The sequence below is a fragment of the Mycobacterium lacus genome, assembly GCF_010731535.1.
GTDB lineage: Bacteria > Actinomycetota > Actinomycetes > Mycobacteriales > Mycobacteriaceae > Mycobacterium > Mycobacterium lacus.
The window spans coordinates 2,369,466-2,382,925 of sequence record NZ_AP022581.1 but is presented as its reverse complement, the minus strand read 5'-3'; the positions used below and the strand labels follow the sequence as shown (position 1 = coordinate 2,382,925).

The window sequence follows — 13,460 nt, the reverse complement described above, 5'->3', positions numbered from 1 at the left end:
TCAGGGATGCTGACCAGGATCCGCGGTCCTGTCTGGCAGCATATGGTGATATGGCCTTGTCTCGCCGCAGCAAGATCGCGCGCACGCTGCTGATCTGGACCGCGATCGCCGCCGTGGCGGTGGTTCTCGCGGGCTGCGTCCGCGTCGTCGGCGGGCGTGCTCTGATGGCCGGGCCGAAGCTGGGCCAGCCGATCGCGTGGTCACCGTGTCGCAGCTCCAACTCGGACGTGAAGATCCCCGGCGGCGCGCTGTGCGGCAAGCTCGCCGTGCCGGTCGACTACAACCATCCCGGCGGCGACGTGGCGGCGTTGGCGATGATTCGCTTTCCCGCGACGGGAGACAAGATCGGTTCGTTGGTCATAAACCCCGGCGGCCCCGGCGAATCCGGCATCGAGGCCGCTTTGGGTGTTTTTCAGACGTTGCCCAAGCGGATCCACGAACGATTCGACTTGGTTGGGTTCGACCCCCGTGGGGTGGGAGCGTCGCGGCCCGCGATCTGGTGCAACTCCGACGCCGACAACGACCGGCTGCGGACCGAGCCGCAGGTGGACTACAGCCCGGCGGGTGTGGCGCACGCCGAGGAGGAGACCAGGCAGTTCGTCGCCCGGTGCGTCGCCAAGATGGGCAAGAACTTTTTGGCGAATGTCGGGACCGTCAACGTCGCCCGCGACCTGGATGCCATCCGCGCGGCGCTGGGCGATGACAAACTGACCTACCTCGGCTACTCGTACGGGACGCGGATCGGTGCCGCCTACGCGGAGGCCTATCCGATGAAGGTGCGCGCGATGATCCTCGACGGCGCCGTCGACCCCAATGCCGATCCCATCGAGGCCGATTTGCGCCAGGCCAAGGGATTTCAGGACGCGTTCGACGACTACGCCGCCGACTGCGCGAAGGACGCGGGCTGCCCGCTGGGCACCGACCCGGCCAAGGCCGTGGCCGTCTTCCACAGCCTGGTCGACCCGCTGGTCGACCCCAACAACCCGATGGTCAGCAGGCCGGCGCACACCAACGACCGCCGCGGGCTGAGCTACAGCGACGCCATCGTGGGAACCATCATGGCGCTGTACTCGCCGAGCCTGTGGCACCACCTGACCGACGGCCTGTCCGAGCTGGCCGACCACCGCGGAGACACCATGCTCGCGCTGGCCGATATGTACATGCGTCGCGACTCGCACGGCCACTATTCGAACGCCACCGACGCGCGGATATCGATCAATTGCGTTGACCAGCCGCCAATCACGGATCGGGCCAAGGTCATCGACGAGGACCGCCGATCACGTGAGATCGCGCCGTTCATGAGCTATGGGAAGTTCACCGGCGACGCGCCGCTGGGCACCTGCGCGTTCTGGCCCGTCCCGCCGACCAGCAAGCCGCATGCCGTCACGGCACCCGGCCTGGCGCCGACCGTGGTGGTGTCCACCACCCATGATCCGGCGACACCGTACAAGGCCGGGGTCGACCTGGCGAACCAGCTTCGCGGCTCGCTGCTGACCTTCGACGGAACTCAGCACACGGTGGTATTCCAAGGCGACAGTTGCATCGACGACTACGTGACGGCGTATCTGATCGGCGGCACCACCCCGCCGAACGGCGCAAAGTGCTAGCGGGCCCTCGCCCGGCGTGACGGCATGGCGAAACTTCGCCGCTTTTTCGCCGTGGTGTCACGCTGGGCGGGAAGCGGATGCGAGATCAAGGCGTGACCATTTCGCGCCGCCATGGGTATCCGTGGGTGAGACGATGGCCGCCATGCGTCGCCTGAGACCGTGGAGCTCGGCGCTGCTCTCGTTCGGGCTGGTGCTCGGCGGTCAACTGCCGGCGGCCGAGGCGACTCCGGAATCCGATTCGGGGACGCCGTCGAACCCGGGGGCGCCGGCCGCGGCACCGCCGCCGGAGTGGGGCTCGTGCCGCGATTTCGTCGCCGACACCAGCGACATTCCCGCCGCCCGATGCACGACGGTGTCGGTTCCCGTCGACTACGACAAACCCGGTGGGGCACAAGCCAAACTGGCGGTGATCCGCATTCCCGCGACCGGTCAGCGGATCGGATCGCTGCTCGTCAATCCCGGCGGGCCCGGGGCGTCCGCGGTCGACATGGCCGCCGGGATGGCCGGCGAGCTCAAGGACACCGACGTCACCCGCCATTTCGACCTGGTGGGCTTCGACCCGAGGGGAGTCGGCCACTCGACCCCGGCGCTGCGGTGCCGCACCGACGCCGAGTTCGACGCCTACCGGCGCGACCCGATGGTGGACTACAGCCCGGCCGGGGTGGCGCACATCGAGCAGGTCTACCGCGAGCTGGCCCAGCACTGCGCCGACCGGATGGGCCTCGGATTCTTGGCGAACGTCGGCACCGCGGCGGGCGCGCGTGACATGGACATGGTCCGGCAGGCGCTGGGCGAGGATCAGATCAACTACCTCGGGTACAGCTACGGCACCGAGTTGGGTACCGCCTACGTCGAAAGCTTCAGCGCCCACGTGCGGGCGATGGTGCTCGACGGCGCCATCGACCCGGCCGTCGGCCCCATCGAGCAAAACGTCAGCCAAATGGCGGGATTCCAGACCGCTTTCACCGACTACGCCGCGGACTGTGCCCGCTCGGCGGCCTGCCCGCTGGGCACCGACCCGGCCCACTGGGTCGACCGTTACCACGCCCTGGTCGACCCCCTGGTCGAAAAGCCCGGCAAGACGTCGGATCCGCGCGGCCTGAGTTATGCCGACGCGACCACGGGCACCATCAACGCGCTCTACACCCCGGGCCATTGGAAGTACCTGACCAGCGGCCTGCTCGGGCTACAGCGCGGCGCCGACGCCGGCGACCTGTTGTTGCTGGCCGACGACTACGACGGCCGCGATCGTCAGGGGCATTACAGCAACGATCAGGACGCGTTCAACGCGATCCGTTGCGTCGACGCACCGGCGCCAACGGATCCGGCGGCTTGGGTGTCGGCCGATCAACAGATCCGCAAGGCCGCTCCGTTCCTCAGCTACGGGCAATTCACCGGGAACGCGCCGCGCGATCTGTGCGCGCTGTGGCCGGTGCCGGCCACGTCGACGCCGCATCCCGCGGCGCCGGTGCCGACCGGCAAGGTCGTCGTCGTCTCCACCACTCACGACCCGGCCACCCCGTATCAGGCCGGGGTTGATCTGGCCCACCAGCTGGGCGCGCCGCTGATCACCTACGACGGAACCCAGCACACCGTGGTGTTCGACGGGAACCAGTGTGTGGACACTGCGGTGCTGCGCTACTTCATCGACCCGACGGTCCCGCCGCCGTCGTCGCGGTGCCAGTCCTAGGGGCAACGCATCCGACCGGGCACTGGTAACACAAAATTAATAGCAATTGCATAGTGTCGGGGCTATGGATCGCCAAAAGGAATTCGTCCTGCGCACGCTGGAGGAGCGGGACATTCGTTTTGTCCGGCTGTGGTTCACCGATGTACTCGGTTTCCTCAAGTCGGTCGCGATTGCCCCGGCCGAGCTCGAGGGCGCCTTCGAGGAAGGCATCGGCTTCGACGGATCCTCCATCGAGGGCTTCGCCCGGGTCTCGGAATCCGACACCGTCGCGCACCCGGATCCGTCGACCTTCCAGGTGCTGCCGTGGGCCACCAGCGCCGGCCACCACCACTCGGCGCGGATGTTCTGCGACATCACCATGCCGGACGGCTCGCCCTCCTGGGCGGACCCGCGCCACGTGTTGCGGCGCCAGCTGACGAAGGCCAACGAACTTGGCTTCTCCTGCTACGTGCATCCCGAAATCGAATTCTTTCTGTTGAAGGCCGGCCCCGAGGACGGGTCGGTGCCCGTGCCGGTCGATACCGCCGGCTACTTCGACCAGGCGGTGCACGACTCCGCCTCGAACTTTCGCCGGCATGCGATCGATGCCCTGGAATTCATGGGCATCTCGGTGGAGTTCAGTCACCACGAAGGCGCCCCCGGCCAGCAGGAGATCGACCTGCGGTTTGCCGACGCGCTGTCGATGGCCGACAACGTGATGACCTTCCGCTACGTGATCAAGGAAGTCGCGCTGGAAGAAGGAGCCCGGGCGTCGTTCATGCCCAAGCCATTCGGGCAGCACCCCGGCTCCGCGATGCACACCCACATGAGCCTGTTCGAGGGCGAGGTCAACGCCTTCCACAGCGCCGACGATCCGTTGCAGCTGTCGGAAGTGGGCAAGTCCTTCATCGCGGGGATCCTCGAGCACGCCTGCGAGATCAGCGCGGTCACCAATCAATGGGTCAACTCCTACAAGCGGCTCGTGCAGGGCGGCGAGGCACCCACGGCCGCTTCCTGGGGGGCTGCCAACCGATCCGCGCTCGTGCGGGTGCCGATGTACACGCCGCACAAGACCTCGTCGCGGCGAATCGAGGTGCGCAGCCCCGACTCGGCGTGCAACCCCTACCTGACGTTCGCCGTGCTGCTGGCCGCCGGACTGCGCGGGGTCGAGAAGGGCTACGTGCTGGGCCCACAGGCCGAGGACAACGTTTGGGACCTGACGCCCGAGGAACGCAGCGCCATGGGGTACCGGGAGCTGCCGTCCAGCCTGGATGGGGCGCTGCGCGCCATGGAGGCTTCCGAGCTGGTCGCGGAGACGTTGGGGGAGCACGTTTTTGACTTCTTCCTTCGCAACAAGCGCACCGAGTGGGCCAACTACCGCAGCCACGTCACGCCCTACGAGCTGAGGACCTACCTGTCGCTGTAGCGGGCCGCGCTGCCCGCCTCGCCCCCGGCTAGACGCGCAGGCGTTTTGCGATACCGTCGTGGTCGTGACCAAGCCCGCGACGGAGCGCCCCAGGCTGCCCGGCGTCGGCCGGCTGGGCCTGCTGGATCCGCCGGCGGCCGGCCAGTTGGCTCGGCTGGGGTGGACCGAGCACGATGACCAGGCGCACATCGACCTGCTGTGGGCGCTGTCGCGGGCACCGAATGCCGACGCCGCGCTGCGCGCCCTGGTTCGGCTGTCCGAGAACCCGGAGTCGGAATGGGACGAGCTCAACGAGGCCCTGCTGAGCGAACGCCCCCTGCGCGGGCGGCTGTTCGCCGTGCTGGGTTCCTCGCTGGCGCTGGGGGACCACTTGGTCGCGCATCCACAGTCCTGGAAACTGTTGCGGGGCAACGTCAGACTGCCGTTGGCCGACCAGCTGCGCCGGGGGTTCGTCGAGTGCGCCGAGGAAACATCGGGTGCGCCGCGCTCGGCCGTGCAGCGATTGCGCGTCCTGTATCGCGACCACCTGCTGGTGCTGGCGGCACTCGACCTGGCCGCGACCGTCGAGGACGAACCGGTGCTGCCGTTCACTACCGTGGCCGCCCAGCTGGCGGACACCGCGGACGCGGCGCTGGCGGCGGCCCTGCGGGTGGCCGAGGCGACGGTGTGCGGCGACCGCACACCGCCGCGCCTGGCGGTCATCGCGATGGGCAAGTGCGGTGCGCGCGAACTGAACTACGTCAGCGACGTCGACGTCGTCTTCGTCGCCGAAAGCGCCGACTCGCTGTCCACCCGTGTAGCCAGCGAGATGATGCGGGTCGCCTCGGCGGCGTTTTTCGAGGTGGATGCCGGGTTGCGTCCGGAGGGCCGCAGTGGGGAGCTGGTCCGCACGCTCGACTCGCACATCGCCTACTACCAGCGCTGGGCCAAGACCTGGGAGTTCCAGGCATTGCTGAAAGCCCGTCCCGCGGCCGGCGACGCCGAGCTCGGTGCGCAATACGTTGCCGCTCTGACACCGATGGTCTGGACCGCCTGCGAGCGTGCGGACTTCGTGACCGAGGTGCAGGCCATGCGGCGCCGCGTCGAACAGCTGGTGCCCGCCGAAATCCGCGCCCGCGAGATCAAACTCGGCAGTGGCGGATTGCGGGACGTGGAGTTCACCGTGCAGCTGCTGCAGCTGGTCCACGGCCGCGACGACGAGTCGCTGCACGTGGCTTCCACGGTCGATGCGTTGGCCGCCTTGGGCGCGGGCGGCTATATCGGGCGCGAGGACGCGGCCAACATGACCGCGTCCTATGAGTTCCTTCGGCTGCTTGAGCATCGACTGCAGCTGCAGCGGCTCAAGCGCACCCACATGTTGCCCGAGGCCGACAACGAAGAGGCGGTGCGCTGGCTGGCGCGCGCGGCCCACGTCCGCCCCGACGGCAGGCACGACGCGGCCGGGGTGCTGCGCGAGGAGCTTCGGCGCCACAACGTCCGGGTGTCACGGCTGCACGCCAAACTCTTCTATCAGCCGCTGCTGGAATCGATCGGGCCGGCCGGGCTGGCGATCGGCCATGGCATGACGTCGGAGGCCGCCGAGCGCCAGCTGGCCGCGCTGGGCTACGAGGGGCCGCAGACCGCGTTGAAGCACATGTCGGCGCTGGTCAACCAGAGTGGGCGGCGTGGGCGGGTGCAGTCGGTGCTGCTGCCCCGGCTGCTGGACTGGATGTCGTATGCCCCCGACCCCGACGGCGGACTGCTGGCCTACCGGCGGCTCAGTGAGGCGCTCGCCACCGAAAGCTGGTACCTGGCGACGCTGCGCGACAAGCCCGCGGTGGCCAAGCGGCTCATGCATGTGCTGGGCACCTCGACGTACGTTCCCGACCTGTTGATGCGCGCGCCCAGGGTGATTCAGGATTTCGGGGACGGGCCGTCGGGACCGAAACTGCTCGAGACCGACCCGGCCGCGGTGGCTCGCGCGTTGATCGCCTCGGCGAGCCGCCACCCCGACCCGGTGCGGGCCATCGCCGGCGCGCGCACACTGCGGCGCCGAGAGCTGGCCCGCATCGGTTCCGCAGACCTGCTCGGCCTGCTCGAGGTCACCGAGGTGTGCCGCGCGCTGACATCGGTGTGGGTGGCCGTGCTGCAGGCCGCGCTGGACGCGATGATCCGGGCCAACCTTCCCGACGACGGCAACCCACCGGCGGCCATCGCCGTCATCGGCATGGGCCGGCTGGGCGGCGCAGAGCTCGGCTACGGGTCGGATGCCGACGTCATGTATGTCTGCGAGCCGGCCACCGGTGTCGATGACTCACGGGCGGTGAACTGGGCGACATCGATCGCCGAGCAGGTTCGGGCGTTGCTGGGCACTCCGACCATCGACCCGCCGCTGGAAGTCGACGCCAGCCTGCGGCCCGAGGGCCGCAATGGACCGCTGGTGCGCACGCTGGCCTCGTACGAGGCCTACTACGGACAATGGGCGCAGCCGTGGGAGATTCAGGCGCTGCTGCGCGCGCACGCGGTGGCCGGCGACGCGGAGCTGGGTCAGCGGTTCCTGCTGATGGCCGACAAGACGCGCTATCCGCCCGAAGGCGTGTCAGCCGAAGCGGTGCGCGAGATCCGTCGCATCAAGGCGCGCATCGAGTCCGAGCGGTTGCCCCGCGGCGCGGACCCGAAGACGCACACCAAGCTGGGCCGCGGGGGACTGGCCGACATCGAGTGGACGGTGCAGTTGCTGCAGCTGCGGCACGCGCACGAGATCGGAGCCCTGCACAACACCTCGACGCTGCAATCCTTGGACGCAATCGCCGCGGCGGACCTAGTGCCCGCGGACGAGGTGGACCTGCTCCGGCAGGCCTGGTTGACGGCCACCCGGGCGCGCAACGCGCTGGTGCTGGTCCGCGGCAAGCCCACCGACCAGCTGCCGGGACCCGGACGCCAGCTCAACGCGGTCGCGGTCGCCGCGGGCTGGCCCACCGACGACGGCGGCGCGTTCCTGGACAACTATCTGCGGGTGACGCGGCGCGCAAAAGCGGTCGTGCGCAAGGTGTTCGGGAGTTGAGTCAGGAGGCTGGTGGCTTGGAGGCCACATTCGAGGTGTTAGGCGCAGCGGGGCTGGACGGGGTGAAGACGACGTATGCGCCGCTGACCGAGGTTGTTCGGGACCTCATCGACGCCACCATCCGGACCCGGGCCGACGACGGGGTGATCGAAAAGGCCCGCAGTGCGATCGAAGCGGCAGCCAATCCGACGGCCGTCCGGCGCCGCGGGGCAACGCCGCGACCGCCCAAGCCGACACGGGCCGGGGACGCCGAATGAAGTTCTACATCAGCAGCGCCTTTATGAATACCGCAGAGATCGTCGAGATCGCCAAGGCCGCCGACGAACTCGGCTACGACGGCATCGGGATCCCCGACCATGTCGTCAATGTCCAGACCCTCGATACCCCCTACCCGTACACCAAGGACGGGCAACGGCGTTGGCAGCCTTTCACCGACTGGCCCGACCCCTGGGTCCTCGTCGGCGCGCTGGCACAGGTCACCACCCGGCTGCGGTTCGTCACCACCGTCTACATACCGGCGATGCGCAACCCCTACTCGGCGGCGAAAGCGATTGGCACCGCGGCGGTTTTGGCGTCGGGCCGGGTGGAGCTCGGGGTCGGTGTCGGGTGGTGCCGGGAGGAATTCGCCTTGATGGGTGAGCAGTTCGCGGCCCGCGGCAAACGCACCGACGAAATTCTCGACTTGATGCGGGCGCTGTGGGCGCCGGGCTGGACGGAATTCGATGGCGAGTTCTACCAGACACCGCGGCTGGCGATGCAACCAACTCCGCCGCCCATACCGGTATACGTCGGCGGGCTCAGTGACATCGCGCTGCGCCGCGCCGCCCGTCACGACGGCTGGATCGGTGACCTGATCAAGACCGATCGCGCCATCGAGGCGGTGGGCCGGCTGCATGAACTCCGACTCGAAAATGGGTTGTCTTTAGACGATTTCACGATTTTGACGCCTTTGACCGACGCCTTCACGATCGCCGATTATCAGCGCGCCGCCGATGCTGGCATCACCGGCATCATCACCATGCCGTGGATGTTCTACGCCGGGCCGGACGCCCGTCTGCCCGAGAAGATCGACGGCATGGCGCGCTTCCGCAAGGACCTTGCGCTCGACTGACGGCGAGCAGTCGCAAAGGCCCCTATTTCGGGAGCGAAATAGGGGCCTTTGCGACTGGTGGCGGGTGGGTGGCCTACACGTCGAAGTAGAGCGCGAACTCGTAGGGATGCGGCCGGATGTTGACCGGCTCGATCTCGTTTTCGCGTTTGAAGGCGATCCAGGTCTCGATCAGGTCCGGGGTGAACACGCCGCCCTCAGTGAGGTATTCGTGGTCGGCCTCCAGACGGTCGATCACATCGGACAGCTGGGTCGGCGTCTGCGGGATGTTCGCGGCCTCTTCCGGTGGCAGCTCGTAGAGGTCCTTGTCGACGGGTGCCTGCGGCTCGATCTTGTTCTTGATGCCGTCCAGGCCTGCCATCAGCATGGCGGAGAACGCCAGGTACGGGTTGCCCGACGAGTCGGGGCTCCGGAACTCCAGCCGCTTGGCCTTCGGGTTGCTGCCGGTGATCGGGATGCGCACGCATGCCGACCGGTTGCGCTGGCTGTAGACCAGGTTGATCGGGGCCTCGTAGCCGGGAACCAGCCGCTTGTAGGAGTTGACCGTCGGGTTGGTGAAGGCCAGCAGCGACGGCGCGTGGTGCAACAGGCCGCCGATGTAGTGGCGCGCCGTATCCGACAGGCCGGCGTACCCGGTCTCGTCGTACATCAGCGGGCTGCCGTCCTTCCACAGCGACTGATGCGTGTGCATGCCGGAGCCGTTGTCGCCGAACAGCGGCTTGGGCATGAACGTGACGGTCTTGCCGTTCTGCCATGCGGTGTTTTTGACGATGTACTTGTAGAGCTGCAAGTCGTCCGCGGCGTGCAGCAGCGAGTTGAACTGATAGTTGATCTCGGCCTGTCCACCGCTGCCCACCTCGTGGTGGCCCTTCTCCAGAATGAAGCCGGCGTTGATCAGGTTGGTCAGCATTTTGTCGCGCAGGTCGACGTACTGGTCGTTGGGGGCCACCGGGAAGTAGCCGCCCTTGTGGCGGACCTTGTAGCCGCGGTTGGGGCTGCCGTCGGTCTCGGTCGCGTTGCCGGTGTTCCACCACCCCGAGATCGCGTCCACCTCGTAGAACGCGCCGTTCGCGCGCGAGTCGAAAGCTACCGAGTCGAAGATGTAGAACTCGGCCTCGGCGCCGAAGTACGCGGTGTCGGCGATGCCGGTGCTGGCCAGGTAGTCCTCGGCCTTGCGGGCGATATTGCGCGGGTCGCGCGAGTAGGGCTCCAGGGTGAACGGGTCGTGGACAAAGAAGTTCAGGTTCAACGTCTTGGCCTCGCGGAACGGGTCGATGCGCGCGGTGTCCGGGTCGGGAAGCAGCAGCATGTCGGACTCGTGGATGGCCTGGAACCCGCGGATCGACGAGCCGTCAAACGCCACGCCGCCCTCGAACAGCTTCTCGTCGAGCACGGAAGCCGGAATCGTGAAATGCTGCATGACGCCCGGGAGGTCGCAGAACCGGACGTCGACGTACTGGACTTCTTCGTCCTTGGCGAGCTTGAAGACGTCGTCGGGCGTCATATGTGTCACTGATGTGCTCCTTTTTACTTGGTAATTCGCGGCCGACGCTATGGAGCCGTTATTGCCCGTCAGTCAACCCCGTGTTGCGCAGACGTTACGTGACCCTGGCACCCACCAGAGAACCCGGTCTGGCCCCGGGCCCTATTGTGAGGTCATGGCCGGCAAGATCGTATCTGGTCCACCGTGGAGGCTGTGCGGGCCGTCCCGACGTCGGGCCGACCGGGCCGTAGGACGACGCCCATGACAGGGAAATCGGCCGAATCCCCGCCGAAATACCCCGGCGAGACCCTCGGTTTGCCGCAGACCGGTCCGGGTTCGTTGGCCTCGATGGTGCGGCGGCTGCTGGCGCTGCTGATCGACTGGCTGATCGCCTATGGCTTGGCCCTGCTGGCGTTGGCATTCGGCGTCGTGTCCAAGCCGACATTGCCGACGGTGGTCCTGGCCATCTGGCTGGTGCTTGGTCTGGTGGCGGTGCGGCTTTTCGGGTTCACGCCAGGCCAGCTGGTGCTGGGCATCCAGGTGGTGTCGGTGAACGGACGGCTGCCCGTGGGGATCGGCCGGTTGACGGCCAGGGGCCTGCTGATCGGGCTGGTGGTTCCGCCGTTGTTCGTCGATTCGGACGGCCGCGGGTTGCAGGACCGCCTGACCGGCACCGCGGTGGTGCGACGCTGACCCTGCGTTACCTGCGGCGCACGGTGCGCTGCACGCCGCGCATCTTGGCGTTGCTGGGCAGGGGTCCCTTCGGCAAGACGCCGGAACCGGCCCGCGAACCCAGCGCGGCCAGTCGCGACTCGAGCGCGTCGATTTGCTTGACGCTGATGTTGGCCGGAAGGCGGGTGAGGTGGCGCTCCAACCTGGCCAGCGGGACCTCGCCTTCGCCGTTGCCGACGACGATGTCGTAGATCGGCACATCGCCGACCAGCCGCGCGGTGCGCTTCTTCTCTTGGGCCAGTAGTGGTTTGACCCTGGCCGCCGATCCCTCGGCGACGAAGATGACGCCGGGCCGGCCGATCACCCGATGCACGGCGTCGAAGTGGCCGGTGGCGGCCACCCCGGGGCTCACCCGCCACTTGCCGCGCAGGTTGTCCAGCGCCCATGCGGCCGCGCCGGTTTGTCCTTCGGCTTTGCGGTAGACGGATCGCTGCGCTCGCCGGCCGAAGATGATGAACGCCACCAGCGCGCCCAGCACCACGCCGAGCGGGATGAACGTGATCATGGTCAACCCGCCGGCCCACACGCCGACCCCCACCGAGGCGCCCACGATCAGCACGAAAGCGCCGATCATGTACGGCAGCAGCCGCTGGTCCTCCTTGCGTTGGATGGTGAACGCCTGCCACAGCTGACTGCGCCGCTCTCTGGCCGCCGCCTTGCGCGCGGCTCTCGCTTGCGCCTTGGCGGCCTTGGTTTCTGCGGCATTTCGGGGTTTGGCCATAATCATCAAGAATACGGACGAACCGGTTGATGGGATGCCGAGGAGACGCGGGCCTGTTCGTAGAGCCGGCGTGCGCGGTACGAGGACCGCACCAGCGGCCCGGCCAACACCCCGGCGAAGCCCAGCCCTTCGGCGAACTGCGCGAACTCGACGAACTCCTCGGGCGTCACCCAGCGCTCGACGGGGTGGTGGCGCGCCGACGGCCGCAGATACTGGGTGACGGTGACGATGTCGCAGCCGGCGGCACGCAGATCGGCCAGCGCAGTGCGCACCTCGTCGGGGGTTTCGCCCAAGCCGAGGATGAGGTTGCTCTTGGTGACCAACCCGAAGTCGCGCGCCGCGGTAAGCACGTCCAGACTGCGCGAGTAGGTGAAGGCGGGCCGGATCCGTTTGAAGATCCGCGGCACGGTTTCGACGTTGTGCGCCAACACTTCCGGATGGGACTCGAAGACCTCGGCCAGCCGGGCGGGCTCGCCGTTGAAGTCCGGAATCAACAGCTCCACGCCGGTCGACGGGTTGAGTTCCTTGATCGCGCGCACGGTTTCGGCGTACAACCAGGCCCCACCGTCGGGCAGGTCGTCGCGGGCGACGCCGGTGACGGTGGCATAGCGCAGCCCCATCGTTCGCACGCTCTCGGCGACCCGCCGGGGCTCGTCACGGTCCAGGGGGGCGGGCTTGCCGGTGTCGATCTGGCAGAAGTCGCAACGGCGGGTGCATTGGTCACCGCCGATCAAGAACGTGGCCTCCCGGTCCTCCCAGCATTCGAAGATGTTGGGGCAGCCGGCCTCCTCGCAGACTGTGTGCAGACCCTCCCGCCGGACCAGGCTCTTCAGCTCGGTGTACTCCGGACCCATCCGGGCGCGCGTCCTGATCCACGGCGGCTTGCGCTCGATCGGGGTCTGCGCGTTGCGCACTTCCAGGCGCAGCAGTTTGCGTCCTTCGGGAGTGACGGTCACATCGCTGATGCTACGCGGGCGGCGCTGTGTTGACTTGAGGGCAGGACACCGTCCAGCGCGTCGCAGACGGCCTCGGCGACGGCCGCGCGGACGCCGTCGACGGCGACCGTGCGCCCGAGTTCGGCCGACAACGACGTCACCCCGGCGTCGCTGATGCCGCACGGCACGATGGTCGTGAACGCGCCCAAGTCGCAATCGCAGTTGAGCGCAAACCCGTGCAGCGTCGTCGCCCGCGACACCCGAACGCCGATGGCGGCGACCTTGCGGGCCGGCCGGCCGCCGCCGGCCGCCAACCACACTCCCGAGCGGCCGTCGACCCGTATCGCCTGCAGGCCGACGTCGCCGCACACCTTGATCAGCGCTTCCTCGAGGCGCCGAACGTAATCGACGACATCGAGGGGTTCGGCCAGCCCGACGATCGGATAGCCGACCAATTGTCCCGGACCGTGCCAGGTGATCTTGCCGCCGCGATCGGTGTCTATCACCGGGGTGCCGTCGACCGGCCGTTCGTGCGGTTCGGTGCGTCGCCCGGCAGTGTAGACCGGTGGGTGCTCCAGCAGCAGCAGCGTGTCGGTGCCGCCGGCGCCCCTAGCGTCGGCCAGGTCCCGCTGCAGCTGCCAGGCGGCCAGGTAGTCGACCGTCCCAAGCTGGCGGACGTCGATTGCGGCCAAGCTCGACCGGATGGAACCAGTCACAATGGCGAGGCTACCCGGCG

The 13,460-nt window shown here is 68.0% G+C and carries 11 protein-coding genes; 7 read left to right on the top strand and 4 right to left on the bottom strand.

Annotated features, from left to right (window positions below; all coding sequences use genetic code 11):
- The first annotated feature begins 50 nt into the window (after positions 1-50).
- From G6N24_RS10870 to G6N24_RS10845, 6 genes are all read left to right on the top strand, one after another.
- Entirely contained in the window at positions 51-1,607 is a 1,557-nt protein-coding gene (locus G6N24_RS10870) for an alpha/beta hydrolase (protein ID WP_085161840.1), read from the top strand.
- Positions 1,608-1,740: 133 nt separating this feature from the next.
- On the top strand, positions 1,741-3,297 hold the full coding sequence (locus G6N24_RS10865) for an alpha/beta hydrolase (protein ID WP_139822499.1): 1,557 nt from the start codon (positions 1,741-1,743) through the stop codon (positions 3,295-3,297).
- Positions 3,298-3,361: 64 nt separating this feature from the next.
- On the top strand, positions 3,362-4,702 hold the full coding sequence (glnA, locus tag G6N24_RS10860; protein WP_085161841.1) for a type I glutamate--ammonia ligase: 1,341 nt from the start codon (positions 3,362-3,364) through the stop codon (positions 4,700-4,702).
- A 58-nt stretch (positions 4,703-4,760) separates the two neighbouring features.
- Positions 4,761-7,745, top strand: a complete 2,985-nt coding sequence (locus tag G6N24_RS10855; protein ID WP_085161842.1) for a bifunctional [glutamine synthetase] adenylyltransferase/[glutamine synthetase]-adenylyl-L-tyrosine phosphorylase — start codon at positions 4,761-4,763, stop codon at positions 7,743-7,745.
- Positions 7,742-8,002: a hypothetical protein gene (locus G6N24_RS10850; protein ID WP_139822500.1), complete on the top strand. Its 261-nt coding sequence runs from the start codon at positions 7,742-7,744 to the stop codon at positions 8,000-8,002. The genes G6N24_RS10855 and G6N24_RS10850 overlap by 4 nt, the downstream gene beginning before the upstream one ends.
- Positions 7,999-8,856 carry a TIGR03619 family F420-dependent LLM class oxidoreductase gene (locus G6N24_RS10845; protein ID WP_085161844.1) on the top strand — a complete coding sequence of 286 codons (858 nt, stop codon included), beginning with the start codon at positions 7,999-8,001 and terminating at the stop codon, positions 8,854-8,856. Before G6N24_RS10850 ends, G6N24_RS10845 begins: the two co-directional genes overlap by 4 nt.
- A 73-nt stretch (positions 8,857-8,929) precedes the next feature.
- Here the strand turns inward: G6N24_RS10845 and glnA (G6N24_RS10840) are convergent, their stop codons facing one another.
- Complete coding sequence (gene glnA / locus G6N24_RS10840; protein WP_139822501.1) at positions 8,930-10,366, bottom strand: type I glutamate--ammonia ligase; 1,437 nt, start codon at positions 10,364-10,366, stop codon at positions 8,930-8,932.
- Between the two features lie 231 nt (positions 10,367-10,597).
- Between glnA (G6N24_RS10840) and G6N24_RS10835 the strand changes: the two genes are divergently transcribed.
- Positions 10,598-11,029: an RDD family protein gene (locus G6N24_RS10835; protein WP_085161846.1), complete on the top strand. Its 432-nt coding sequence runs from the start codon at positions 10,598-10,600 to the stop codon at positions 11,027-11,029.
- A 7-nt stretch (positions 11,030-11,036) separates the two neighbouring features.
- On the opposite strand, the gene G6N24_RS10830 is transcribed toward G6N24_RS10835, so the two are convergent.
- From G6N24_RS10830 to lipB, 3 genes are read right to left on the bottom strand one after another with little or no spacing between them, the layout of a single operon-like run.
- Positions 11,037-11,789: a DUF4191 domain-containing protein gene (locus G6N24_RS10830; RefSeq protein ID WP_085161928.1), complete on the bottom strand. Its 753-nt coding sequence runs from the start codon at positions 11,787-11,789 to the stop codon at positions 11,037-11,039.
- 5 nt (positions 11,790-11,794) lie between these two features.
- Positions 11,795-12,745, bottom strand: a complete 951-nt coding sequence (gene lipA / locus G6N24_RS10825) for a lipoyl synthase (protein ID WP_085161847.1) — start codon at positions 12,743-12,745, stop codon at positions 11,795-11,797.
- The gene (gene lipB, locus G6N24_RS10820; RefSeq protein ID WP_085161848.1) at positions 12,742-13,440 is read right to left on the bottom strand and encodes a lipoyl(octanoyl) transferase LipB; all 699 of its coding nucleotides are present in this window, start codon (positions 13,438-13,440) and stop codon (positions 12,742-12,744) included. Before lipB ends, lipA begins: the two co-directional genes overlap by 4 nt.
- Positions 13,441-13,460: the final 20 nt, after the last annotated feature.